This window comes from Mesorhizobium sp. M7A.F.Ca.CA.002.15.2.1, from assembly GCF_003998715.1.
In the GTDB taxonomy this organism is placed as follows: domain Bacteria; phylum Pseudomonadota; class Alphaproteobacteria; order Rhizobiales; family Rhizobiaceae; genus Mesorhizobium; species Mesorhizobium ciceri.
This window is the reverse complement of sequence record NZ_RZPI01000081.1, coordinates 1-12,217: the sequence shown is the minus strand read 5'-3', so window position 1 is coordinate 12,217 and position 12,217 is coordinate 1. Positions and strand designations below refer to the sequence as shown.

Here is a 12,217-nt window from a genome sequence, read left to right as displayed (position 1 = left end):
CGCTGGAGGCAATCGAGGAGACGTTACACCGGTCTGCCGAACAGCATTGGCCGAACATTGCGGCACCGTGGCCGGATGACCAGCGCCGGGCGGTTGCGCAGTGTATAGCGACGAACTGGCGGGGGGCGCCCGGTGAGGCACACAGGTTCGCCGATTGGGTGGTGGCCACATGGTCCAACATCGAATTGACCTACGCTGGGCCGGAATACCCCGAAGCCGGCTTCATCCATCGGCACAACGTGTCGCTCTGTCGGACTTTCATGGCTCACCTCGGTAGATCGAACACTCAATGAAGCCAATGCACACTAGCCGCGATGCTCCCAGAAACTGCCGTCTTTGGAGCTACAAAAGCCGCAACGGCCCTTCGCATGAGTCTGCCACCGGGAGACTTTGCAACCGGGTGCAAAATGTCGCGGCCGAAAATTTCGGGCATCCGGCAGTCTTACCCCGCCACTCCCTTTGCCAACCTCGCCAGCGTTGACCGAGAGCATCCCGTTGCCGAAATGATGGTGCTCCAGCTTTGCCCGCTGGTGAGCATGCTTTGGATCGCTTTATTGCGGGCCTTGTCCTCAGGCCGGCCACGATATTTTCCCTCGCTCTTGGCTTTCGCGATACCCTGCGTCTGCCTACGCCGACGATCCTCGTAGTCTTTCCTAGCGACTGCCGCGATCACATCGAGCATCATGTTGTTGATTGCGTCTGCCATGCGGGACATGAACTCATCGGCATTCCCCGATGCCATGCCCCATGATGTCGGTAGGTCGAGGGCGACAACCTTGATGTGTCGATCTCTAATTTCGTCCTTTAGCTTATTCCAATCTGCACCGTTCAGCCTGCTGAGGCGATCCACCTGCTCGATCAGCAGGATGTCTCCTGGTTGGCAATCCGAGAGGAGTCGGAAGAGTTCCGGTCGTGCGAGGGAGGCCCCGCTTTCATTCTCCACATAGGTAGCGGCGATTTGCAGTCCACGTTCCTTGGCAAACGTGAGGAGGTCACCTTTGGCTCGGTTGGCATCCTGCTCTTTCGTTGAGGCTCGGAGATAGGCGCGGACGAACATATGAGGCCCCGGTTCGATATGAATGGTCTCATATTGTCTGGTACGATTAGGGTGGTCAAACGTTATTATCGAACCACCTAAAAACGCGGTCCGCTAAAGGCATACTCAAATGATTTTCGACGAGACAGAGTTGTGTGCCTAATCCTCGCCCCTCACGATCGTGAGCCGTTCCGACATGGCTGCTGATTAGCCATGCGGAGGCTGCACCATCACGGATCAAATCCGCTGATTGTGCGACCGAACTTCATCCTCGATTTCATCGACCAATGAGGCGATCTGCGTTTCCTCAACGATCTCCGGTGCGAATGGAGAGCCACGTAAGATCTCAAGCGCGTTTTTGTAGACAGGCATAAGCTGACGGTTCTCTGGCGCACCCACAATGAAATGCAGCTTCAACGGCTCTTGCGCGTCATCTGCGACAGCAGCAAGATGCCCACGCCAGCGACGGACCTTGTCCTTAATCCCATCAGCATCCGCCAAGTCTAACGACAACGGTTCATAGGCATGCCAACTGCCGTTCTTCCATGCGTGCTTGAACTCGATACTATCCGCTTTGCTGGATAAGACCTTCTTTTCCAGTTCCACGTTCAGATTCCGCTCGGCTAGCATGGTACGGACGGGCCGCCAGATATCCTCGTCAGTCTTCCTGGCCTTCACGGTCACATCGTAGCGGCCAACAAATCGCTCATAGAGACGCTCGAAGGTCTTCGATGGATCGTTGGTCACACCGGAGCTGACAGGTGACCATTGTAGGGAACTGTCGTCATTCGGTACGATTGACTTGGCGTAGGAGTCCAGTCCGCGATCTTGCCTGAACAGACCCTCCTTGGGCAGCATCTTGGAAGCGCCACGCATACCCCGCTCGACACTCCGCATAGCAGCCACGAAGGCCTCGCGATCGAGATCCGGGAACACGCTTTTGATACGGCCTATGGTCTTTCGCGTGCGCCACCTCAGGATGCCCTCACGTGAGACATGCAAGATCACGCCAACGTTCACGAACTCCCCGGTTACGATGTCGTGGACATAACGCAGGACAATGAAGTTGTAGGGATGGCGATCGCTCATTTCAGTATCCTCCGCACTTCATCCAAACACCCGTCGATGTTGTCTCGTGCATCTCGAATTAGCTTAAGCGCTGCGTGAACGGCGGCCTCCGAGCCAGCCCACTCGTCCGGAACTGCGGTCTGATAGCTCGCAATCACCTCATCTGACAAGTTAACCCAGCGATCCTTGATGAGATCATAATCAACATCCCGCCCCTTCAATCCCCCAACGAAAATATGGGCTCCTGGCACTCCGACCCAACTCAGGCCACCTAGTGTCCAGGGCGGCTTCCAGAACAGGAGTTGCTCAGTCATGAAAGCCAGCTCGTGATCGAATATCCGCAGATTGTCGCCCTTCACCAAGCAGTTGGGATTCCCGTCGCGTCGATCCGGATTCTGGATGATCGCATCGAAGATCAGAATACCAGTTGCGTCAGGCATCATTGTGTCAGTAATCAAATTGCCTTTCGCCCATGCTGCAAACTGGTTGGGAACACGCAGTGATCCGAATCCGACAGGTGAGCTCACGCCAAGCTTCTGGCGAACAGTCTCGTCTGAAACAGACTCTATGAACTCAGGGGGCAGCCGAACCCAATAGGGACGGGGAACAGGCAATCCGAGGTCCGCAGCCAAGCAGGCACCTATGCTCTCCCGAGACAAGCTCGACACCCCGGCATCGCATCCGCTGGATAGCTTGCAGAAAACCTCGACGGTCTCTCCTGCCGCATCCTCGCACATCAAAAGGATCGGAGCGGTGCGACCCTGAGAGGCCGGGCGCAGAAACTCTGTTGCCGTTACACTCTCCAGCAATTCACCCCCCCACAGGGACGGCGCTGTTGGCCATCCCTCTCCCTCAAAAAACTATGATCAGTCACACCAACTCCGCGGCCTGCGCGTACGCCGACACCAGCGTCGAGCTCGGCTTCACGGCATCATGCGGCACAAGCACATAGGACGACGGTTTCCGCCCATTCCCTAGCATGCTCGTTCGCATGGTGAACCCATTTCCGCGCCGCCTATTCCGCAGCGTCGGCCTGCTGCGTCAACGCGTGCCCTGCGCCTGCGTTCTGATTATTCTGCTCAGCAATCGTCGGGCCGGACCATATCGAAAGCGCCGTATCGAACAGCGCGCTTCCACGGTGTGAGACGGTCTCCTCATCCCATGCCTGGTACTGATGGAGTTCCCGGTTCAGCGCGAGCGCCGTGTGTGCTCTCACAGCAGGCATCTTGGTCGAGAACGATCCGTTCGAAGCCGACGTGTTCAGCTTCTGGGTCAGCAGTGTGAGGTTGCCGAGCTTGTTTATGATCTTGTCGCGGTCAACCTCGCGAGCAACCTGGTCAATATCCACCTCGCCGGCCGCAACGTGATCAAAACCCGGAACGGGCCAATTCTCGCGCCATTTTTGCGGCATGATGTGTTCGAGCGTCAAATCGCTCCGGATGGCGACGACTTCGCTGCGATCGTTCCTTTTCTGGTGTTCAAGCGCCTCGAACAGATACCGAAGGCGCGGCTGACGACTCCCTTTGTATTGGTCGCGACCAAGCCATTGCGCCTTCCATTCGCTGTCTGGCGGGAAACGGATCGCATCCGCCTGACTCGCGGACAGCAATTGATGAACACGCGCGACTGACACTTGGCCGCCCGCGCGAAGCTTTGCGATCATATCGACAAAGAACTTGTTGTAATTGGCGGTCGTGAGGCCGCAGATATCGCGCCTGACGATATAGGATTCGATCAGCCGGAGAGCATCGGGCAGCTCGCCTTCGTCCAGCGCGCTTTCGCCCGCTAGATAGAGCACGAGAGGCATGGCCGTTGACACGTCGAACGCCTTGGTAAAGCGCCCGAAGCGTCCCAAAGGATCATCGGTCGACTGATCCGATAGCCGTCGATGAACTGCCGCGCTTGCTGCGATCGATTCGAGCTCAGCTTTGATGGAGGTGAACGGCGTGAGGTCCAAAATCCATCTGCGATAGGATTCAAAGAGATCGTCGACCGAAACGGTCTCCGCTTTCTTCATTGTAAGGTGGTCGACAAGCAGCCAATCCAGGCGGGACTTCGTCTGACGACCGCGTGTATCCCCTTCCTTCCAGAACCAACCGTCGAGCGGGAGCCAGAAATCCTGGTACAGGCGGTCTACATTCAGAGAACCCTTGGTCTGTCCCAACCCTTTCGCTCGCTGAAAGATGAAGTTACGCATGAGATCACCGGCGGTCAGATCGACTCCCCGGCTGTTAAGCGTTTCGAAGATCGTCTGAGCGTCATCGCCACCTTCAAGTTCGATTGATACTGCTGCCAACCCGACGCGTAACGCCTCAAACAACTTCTCCATGCGAAAGGCATCATATTCACCATTCGGCCGGACGTGCTTTTCGATGCGATCCTTGAAGAACGCATGCGCCGCTACCGACGGGCGAACCACACCCTGCTCATCATCCAAACGGAAGGTTGCCGCATCCGACTTGTCCTCAGCGTCAACCACTCCGATGAAAGAAGCACGGTCGGTGAGTGACGGCCAAAGCTTGAACCGCTCGACTTCTGGCTGCTCCATTACACCATCGTTGAAGATGTACTTGGCTACCTCGTCCGCATATTCGGGTGAGTGGCAGGCTGCCACGTCCCTTAGGGCGGTCAGGAGCAACTGGAAGGTCGTAAGGCGCTGTTGGCCATCAATGACCTCAAACGCCTGCACCTGCTTGCCGAACGTTTTCACCTGCGAGATCACGATCGCTCCCATGAAGTGGGGCGCAGATAACACGCCTTCCGCCTCAAGCTTTGCCGCAGCCCGCTGAATATCCTCCCAAAGCAACTCCAGTTGGGGGGTCACTTTCCAGGCGTATTGCCGCTGATACAGCGGAATCAGGTAGCGTCTCTTACCGTCAAAAAGCTCTATGATCGATCTTGTAAATGGTCGCATTAGCCCTATTCGCCCCTAATCGAGTGTGCTTATAATTCGCTGAGCCAAACTACACTTATAGTTTTAAGCTATCCTCGCGCCTTCACCTGCGTGTCCCAATCAGCCGCTTTATCTACGAGAGAAGGATTGGATCAACAACATCGCTGGGCGATGGCTTGTCTGCCCGTTCGGTCGCCCTGTCGACGAGTTTTTCTAGTTCTCGGGCGAAATTGAACGGCCGCTGCTTTGTGAAAATCGGCGTGAGCGTCCAGAAGGGATTTTGAACCGCCGAAGGACGATCAAAATTCTTGTCCTTGCATAGAGAGAATTTTCCGGTGCCGTCCGTGTCGACCCTTCCATAACGGCGAAACCATTCGCTGATCGCCGATTTGTAAACTTCCTTTTCGACGGCATTCAGCAGAGAGTGAATGACCCGAACATCGTTGTGCCGCTTCACATGATCGAAAATTCCTAGCGCCACTTCATGGATGATCTTTTTCTCCGAAGATCCTCTTAGCTTGGTGCCATCGTTGCTCTGCAAGGTCGAAGAATATTTCTTTTCCAGTTTTAATAAGCTCTCTGGCGGCGTTCTGCTCTTGTCGCGTTTGAGGTCAGCCAGGAGTTTGAAGATCGGTCTTTCATGATTCATTCTGGTCACTGGACCGATGCCCCCTCGGGCCTTTTCAAAACCTTGGTCACGCCCTCAAACAAGCTCCCCTGCCTGCGAATAGGCCGAAACCAGCGAGGCCAGCGTCGCGCTTGGCTTCACCGCGTCATGTGGCACGAGCACATAAGTCCACGGCTTTCCGCCCGTATCCCTGGCGTGCTCATTTGCGTGATGCACCCATTTCCGGGCAGCCTTGGCCTTCGCCTGAACAATCGGGTCGGCCATCTCATTCTTCGCCTTGATCTCAATGATGAACTTGTCCTTGGTAGTCTCGACCACGAAATCCGGCTCGTATGACTGCCCGGACGCGTATTCGATCCTGAACTGACCGATTGCGGGTTTCATCCAGCGCAACACTCCGGCTTCGCTGGCAGCCTCCACGATGACCGCGAATTCCCGCTCTGTGTCGGAGTCGAATTTCTGGTACGGATAGCAGCACTTGGCGAAACCTTCGAAGACATATTTTGGTGTAAGGTTGAGCGGGCTGACTGGCGTTCGGAAATCCCGAACGAATGCCTCGCTGGGGACGTTGTAGGCCTGGGGCTTCATCACGACGAAACCCCTTGAGACGCTAGCTCGGTAATCGGTCGGGGTCTCCCAATAGTGCGTCATCATCTGCTGGAAAATGAACCTGGCGAGATCTTTGCCGTGCGTCAAAAGGACGTTCTCCACGTCCTCGGAGGTCGCAAGGTATGATTGAAGCCGCGCCACCATCTGCCCCGCCAGCTTGAACAGAAGCTCGCTCTGCGTGTCGTAATCGACCTCTGGCATGTCCATGAGATGGCGGACAACATAGCTCTCTAAGCGTTCTTCCTTCGAGCCTTCCACCGTGCGAGCAAGGAAGGCGCGCGTCTCGTCGCGGAGTCGTTGGACCATGATCTGATCGGAGAGCGGCTGCCTGGCGATTGTTTCGAGATTCGAAAGGTCGAAATCCTTGAATCCAAAATTTACCTGCGTCGTCGGCAGCACGACGATTTCGGGAATCGAAATCGTGTGCATGACGATCTGTTTCGTGACTTTAGCGACGGTCGCTGCGACATCGGTTTTTCGTTCGAAACTTTCGAACCATCGCTGTTCAGGTGCCATGACCGCCTTCACGATGCTGGTGATTTCAGCCTGTATCTCTGGCGTGTCGAGTTTTTCGATCCCGGTCTTGATCCGGCGTTCGAACTCGCGCTGGATCACATCCCAAGCGACTTTCGCTACCTCACGCTCTTCCTGGGTCTCGAAGACGTAAGACGTTTGTTCGGATTCCTCAAACGCTCCCGCTTTTCCGGTAAGCATCGTTTCAACATTCGAAGGAGCTTCGACCACATGCGCGCCGAGATTCGACACGTCGCCGCTGCCGCCGACAATGACGGTCTTCCTAATCGAGATGAGCGAGTCCGGATCGCGCGCTGCCTTGATTACGTCGTCGAACCTGTCATGCGCGATGACGGTCAAGCGATCGACGGCTTCCACGCCCGTGCGCTGGCCATAAGGCAACCGCAGGCCACGTCCAAGCGTCTGCTCCGTCAGAATGTCGGAAGCCGATGCGCGCAATGGGACGATCGTGTAGAGGTTGGTTACGTCCCAGCCTTCCTTCAGTTTGTTGACGTGAATGACGATATCGGTCGTCGCATCATGCTCCAGTGCGACAAGCTTCTCGGTCGCCTCTTCAGTCTCCTCCGCGCGCGTTCCGGAATGAACCTCGATCACGCGACCCTGGTAGCGCCCCCGAAAGAAACCATCCGATTCCAGGTATCGCCGGATTTCGCTGGCGTGCGTGGTGTCTTGCGCCACGACCAACATGAAGGGATGGACAAGCTTGCGCCCGGTCTGTTGTGCATAGATCGCTAGCTCTGCCTTAGTGTTTTCATGGCAGTGAATCCCGTCCTCAAGCTTCATCCGTTCAAGCTGTTCCGGCGTGATGCTGTCGACGCGAAACCCTTCGCGAGTGGCGACGGCCGGGTCTTTCACATAGCCCTCGGCCATCGCCTGTCCAAGCGGGTAATCGAGAACCACGTTCTTGAACGCAACCGATTTGGCTCCAACCGAACGTGGTGTCGCCGTCAATTCGAGGCCGATAACAGGTTTCAGTTCGGCAATGGCGTTCATGCCCGCCTTGGCGCGATAGCGGTGCGCTTCGTCCATCAAGAGGACAAGGTCCGGAAGGGCCGACAGGTACTCGAAATAGGACTCGCCGATATATTCATGGAGCTTACGGATGCGCCCCTGCTCCTTGTTCACCTTGTCGATGTTGAAGATGAACACGATAGCGGTCTGGCCCAGAAGGTCGCCACGCACGGCGTAGCCGCGTTCCCAGTTGTCCCCGGTCTCGACTATGGGCGGAAGCTGCGCGAATTCAGCGATGCCCCGGAATACGTATTTTGAGGAGTTCTGCCGACTGAAATCGTCGACGAGCTTGTCGTAAATAGTGGTGTTCGGTGCGAGGATAAAGAAGTGCTTCGACCGTCCTGAGAGATAGAGATAGGCAATGAAAGCGCCCATGAGGCGCGTCTTGCCGACCCCTGTCGCAAGCGCGAAACAGAGCGACGGGAAATCGCGCTCGAAATCCGTCACCGTGGCATAGGTCGCCTTGATTGCGTCAAGTGCGACGACGGGATCAGCGCCCTTGGAAAATTCGATGGTGTTGAGCACGTCCGCCAAGATGTCGAGCGCCTCAGCCTGGGGCGTGCGCAGTGAAAGGCGAGCCTTTATCTGCTGAAGCAGCCGTTGGGAGGTCATGCCTCATCCTCCGCATTGTCAAAAAGCGGCAAGGCTGCCGCTGCGGCTTTGCCGCGCTTCGACGCGTCCGGCTCCGCCACCTCATCGAAATCCACCTTCTCCGGCAGGTTCGCAATTTTTAGCGAATAGTCGTCTCGACCCCATTCGCACTTCGCGAGGATTGAATGAGGAATCTTCTTCACCGTCAGGTTCGGAAAACTGTCTTCCTTCGCGTTAAAGGCCTTGCAGCAAACCAGCAGGCTGCGCTTGGATCCGACTTCCTCCGATAGCTTTTTCAGCGCGTCATAGGTCAGCGACTGGGTCGTCACGAATACGAAATCGCTTTCGGTCGAGTACCCGTGCCGCCAGTATTCGGCCGGGTCTTGGCTGGGCGCATAGGTGAAGCCTAGATGCTTGCAGAGCGCCTCGGCTAGCATGGCAGCATTGTATTCCTTGGATATAACCCAATTGCCGAAACGGTCTTTTTCCAGAAGCGACGGCGCAAGGCGATAGAACCGAAACCCGCCTCCGCCTTCCCATCCGGTCGCTGCCGTTATGCCGCCAGGATCATCGCCATCTATGACTTTCCTCAGCCTCGGGACAATGTGGGTGACAGCATGGTTGCCCAACTCGACCATGATCCAACGACGGCCCATTTTGTGCGCGACTGCCCCCGTGGTCCCGGACCCTGCGAATGAATCGAGGACGAGATCACCGGGACTAGTGGCAATGTGAAGAATCCGCTGAAGCAAGCGCTCGGGTTTTGGAGTGGCGAAGACATCATCCGGATTGAATGCCTTTACCTCGGTTTTGGCCTCATGATTATGCCCGACATCTGAACTTAGCCACACTGTCAGCGGTGGGGTTCCCGTATTCGACAACTCCGAAAGAAAGGTCTTTCGTGATGGCTGTGAAGTGCCGCCTTGTCCAAACCAAATCTCGCTGTTCTCGTCCATCCGTCGCAACGACTCTTCAGAGAATCTTGGAAAGGTTCCTGAAGGGGGCCGCCAAACGAACCCATTCTTGAACTGAAAGCTGAATCCTTTTGCCTTCGCGCTGCCGCTCTTCGCGTGCAGTGGTGTAGCCTTCCATGGACCTTTCGGATGATTGTCCGGATTTGAATATCGTGCATTCATTTCATCAGAGCGGGGCAGGCGATTGGGGGACCAACGTTCTCGCTCTTTTGCGTACACCAAAATATGATCGTGGTTGTCGCTGAAATACTTAGCGTCGTTGGAAACGGTATACTTTTTCTGCCAGACTACATTCGCGATAAAATTACCTCTACCAAACACCTCGTCGCACATAACTTTCAGATAATGCGCTTCGTTGTCATCAACGCTCACCCAGAAGGAACCGGTTGGCTCCAATAGATTGTAGAGAAGCTTAATTCGATCGTTTAGTAAATTTAGCCAAAGAGAATGCTCAACACCATCCTGGTATTGCTCAAATGCAGATCCGGTATTATACGGAGGGTCAATAAAAATGCACTTCACCATACCTCCGATCTCGTCTTGGAGGGATTTAAGCGCTAATAGATTATCGGCCTGAATCAGAGAGTTCGCATAAAGATCCCCAGTCTTCTTCTCGCTTGCGATATGCGAGAAATCATCATCTGGAACCAGAATACGTGGTTCGATCGAAGGCGATGAGCCTTTTCCAACCCAAGTTAGTTCTAGTTTTTTTGATCCGTTCATCATTTTTCCGACGTTAAAACCATCCGTATTGCCGCGCGATGGTGCTACCAGTCGCCCCATATCTTTCAGATTGACGTTTCAACCTAGAAAATTCTTTGGACTCCAAATGAAGGAACCCGAGTACGAAGGTGCCTCCAATTTTTGTCCGTTCAAATACGGCGACATACGGTGACCTGCCCAAACTGCCATCTGGATTTTTCGGTCTGAGCCCGACTTTCACCTCAGGAACTTCATCGTTCAGTTGAAGTCGCCACATGTGATTCTGCTGATACCGCATTTTGAGTTTAGCGACAGTCCCTGCCGAGGTTTTGAAATTGAAATATGAATCCTCTCCGCCGTTTGAGGAAAGCCCAAAGAAAAGCGCTTGCTCCGCTTTAAACTCAAGCTCCTTTCCCATCAACGTGATATTGCCACCCTCAATCCAGCACGTTGTGGCGAGCGCTGGATCTACTTCGGTTTGGTCGGAATCTAAAGCTTTCTTTACAGGAGGCTCTTTCTCATTCTTGCCTGTGGTCAGTCGCGCGATAGCGTCTCGGAGCGGTCGAATCTTTAGATAGGTTTGCTCGTATTCGCTCAATTTCTCCGCTGTAAGCTCCTCGCCGATGCTCCACAACTGCGACCAAGCCGCATCAAAGGCTTCAGTAGAATTCTTGCCTCCAGTGCCAATTGCGTTGGCCTCGCAATTCTTACGGAGAGCAGCACGAGTCAGATTGGCCGAACCGACAACTAGGAGGTTGGTCTCTTCCTTCGATGTTGACTTGAAAAAATACAGCTTGGGATGGAACCTCGCATCTTTGCTTGAGAGGCCTGCAACGCGAATTTGCGCTCCAGGAAGAGATTGAATCAACCTGAGAGCTCCGGGTTGGGTGATATAGTCATCTAGCCCCACGAGCCAATGCGTTTCAGGCGCATCCATCATCGTTAATGCGCCAAGCAATTCACGAACTCCCGAGACAGTGGCGTAGGCTGCGGCTACCCAGAACCCTGTACACGGGCGATGTTCACTCCATGCTCTGACTGCATTGCCAAGCGTTTCTGCCGTTCCAGCACTTTGGACTAAGACATCCATAGGCTGCTGCCCCCCGATAGCACCTCCCACCTCACCGTCAGCAATGGTGTTACCTTGGGCGTAATCGCCAGCTTCGCGGCGACCTCGTCGAGTTTGCTGTCGACCTCCTTCCGGATTTCGCGGAGCGTCTGGAAGGTCGACATTTTGAGGTCATCCCGCTCGCCTTCAAGCTTCTTGATCCGGCGTTCTTCCGCTACCTTCTCGACTAGCGGAATCGCCTGATTGGCCCGAAGTGCCCGCCGGGCGTTGCGCGCCTCCAGGTCCAGTTCCCTGACACGTATGTCATTCGATTTTTCGAGATCCTCGGCATAGGCTTCAAGCTTGACGGTTTCCTCTTCGAGCCATTTCCGGTTTTCGTCCTCGGCGGATTTTTGCGCAGCGCCCAACGCTTCCCTGTCGATCCCGGCCATGCGGTTGGCCGGATATTCGGCATCAATCGCCGCGATGGATGCGGGTATCTGGAACAAGCGCTCGGCCGTTTCGGAGGCCAGCACCTGCCCGTCGTCCGTCACGGCCGCAATGACAATGCTATCACGCGATCCCATTGCGGTCTCCGCCTTCAAAAGTGAAACCTTCAGCCAGCCACTCTTGCCGCCGACGTGCTCAAGGTCGGAAAGCCGGGGCTGGCCGTCGGCTCGGTAGACCTTGTAGTCGAAGGCAAGTTTCGTTTCCGGTAGGTCGCGTGTGCGGGCAACCTCGACCAGGCGATCGGCCAGTGTTCCGTCTCCCAAACGAAAAAATTGCCAACCTTGCTCGTCCGCTTGGGGCCAAGCGGTCGACCACGTTTTCCCGTCATGATCGAACCGGGCAATTCCGTCGGTGTGGAATTTCGCTTCCGGAAGCTCGGCGCGCGCCAGCAACCATAGGCGGCGCTCGAAATCGGACATGGTGCGTTCGATTTCCGTTCCCCGCTGCCGGAGCATGTCCACGATCGACGCGTCGAACAGGTCGAACAGTTGCTGGCGGGTCTCGGCCATATCGGCTTTGATCTGCTCTTCAAGCTCGGATTCGAGCTTCTTGAACGCCTCGTCTACCTGCGCTTCTGTCCGGCAACTTTGGACTACGGCCAAGACCTTCCCTT

Annotated in this window: 9 protein-coding genes and 1 pseudogene; 1 reads left to right on the top strand and 9 read right to left on the bottom strand. The window is 55.4% G+C overall.

The features are described from left to right. A partial coding sequence (locus ENZ74_RS34675; RefSeq protein ID WP_206522264.1) for a hypothetical protein occupies positions 1 to 293 on the top strand: 293 nt, incomplete at its 5' end. Between the two features lie 149 nt (positions 294 to 442). On the opposite strand, the gene ENZ74_RS07580 is transcribed toward ENZ74_RS34675, so the two are convergent. The 9 genes and pseudogenes from ENZ74_RS07580 to ENZ74_RS07540 all read right to left on the bottom strand — a co-directional run. Next, positions 443 to 1,057 (bottom strand): recombinase family protein, encoded by a 615-nt coding sequence (locus ENZ74_RS07580; RefSeq protein ID WP_063168126.1) that lies wholly within the window; start codon positions 1,055 to 1,057, stop codon positions 443 to 445. Positions 1,058 to 1,273: 216 nt separating this feature from the next. Further along, positions 1,274 to 2,125, bottom strand: a complete 852-nt coding sequence (locus ENZ74_RS07575) for a DUF3037 domain-containing protein (protein ID WP_063168127.1) — start codon at positions 2,123 to 2,125, stop codon at positions 1,274 to 1,276. Then, positions 2,122 to 2,913, bottom strand: a complete 792-nt coding sequence (locus tag ENZ74_RS07570) for a HipA family kinase (RefSeq protein ID WP_206617027.1) — start codon at positions 2,911 to 2,913, stop codon at positions 2,122 to 2,124. Before ENZ74_RS07570 ends, ENZ74_RS07575 begins: the two co-directional genes overlap by 4 nt. Before the next feature lie 206 nt (positions 2,914 to 3,119). Continuing rightward, positions 3,120 to 5,018: a DUF262 domain-containing protein gene (locus tag ENZ74_RS07565; RefSeq protein WP_063168129.1), complete on the bottom strand. Its 1,899-nt coding sequence runs from the start codon at positions 5,016 to 5,018 to the stop codon at positions 3,120 to 3,122. A 112-nt stretch (positions 5,019 to 5,130) separates the two neighbouring features. Next, positions 5,131 to 5,655 (bottom strand): hypothetical protein, encoded by a 525-nt coding sequence (locus ENZ74_RS07560; protein ID WP_127224114.1) that lies wholly within the window; start codon positions 5,653 to 5,655, stop codon positions 5,131 to 5,133. Between the two features lie 45 nt (positions 5,656 to 5,700). Beyond that, positions 5,701 to 8,391, bottom strand: coding sequence for a DEAD/DEAH box helicase family protein (locus ENZ74_RS07555; protein WP_063168131.1), 2,691 nt, complete (start codon positions 8,389 to 8,391; stop codon positions 5,701 to 5,703). Next, positions 8,388 to 10,127, bottom strand: coding sequence for a site-specific DNA-methyltransferase (locus tag ENZ74_RS07550; protein ID WP_245462691.1), 1,740 nt, complete (start codon positions 10,125 to 10,127; stop codon positions 8,388 to 8,390). Before ENZ74_RS07550 ends, ENZ74_RS07555 begins: the two co-directional genes overlap by 4 nt. Beyond that, entirely contained in the window at positions 10,081 to 11,136 is a 1,056-nt protein-coding gene (locus ENZ74_RS07545; RefSeq protein ID WP_082826468.1) for a phospholipase D-like domain-containing protein, read from the bottom strand. Before ENZ74_RS07545 ends, ENZ74_RS07550 begins: the two co-directional genes overlap by 47 nt. Then, a pseudogene (locus ENZ74_RS07540) lies at positions 11,124 to 12,217 on the bottom strand (helicase SNF2); the annotation flags it as partial. The pseudogene ENZ74_RS07540 and the gene ENZ74_RS07545, both read right to left, overlap by 13 nt.

Excerpts from the sequence above, each read along its gene's own strand:
- ENZ74_RS07550 (WP_245462691.1), bottom strand. The coding sequence starts at position 10,127 with ATGGGGCGACTGGTAGCACCATCGCGCGGCAATACGGATGGTTTTAAC.
- ENZ74_RS07555 (WP_063168131.1), bottom strand. The coding sequence starts at position 8,391 with ATGACCTCCCAACGGCTGCTTCAGCAGATAAAGGCTCGCCTTTCACTG.
- ENZ74_RS07580 (WP_063168126.1), bottom strand. The coding sequence starts at position 1,057 with ATGTTCGTCCGCGCCTATCTCCGAGCCTCAACGAAAGAGCAGGATGCC.
- ENZ74_RS07545 (WP_082826468.1), bottom strand. The coding sequence starts at position 11,136 with ATGGATGTCTTAGTCCAAAGTGCTGGAACGGCAGAAACGCTTGGCAAT.
- ENZ74_RS07575 (WP_063168127.1), bottom strand. The coding sequence starts at position 2,125 with ATGAGCGATCGCCATCCCTACAACTTCATTGTCCTGCGTTATGTCCAC.
- ENZ74_RS07565 (WP_063168129.1), bottom strand. The coding sequence starts at position 5,018 with ATGCGACCATTTACAAGATCGATCATAGAGCTTTTTGACGGTAAGAGA.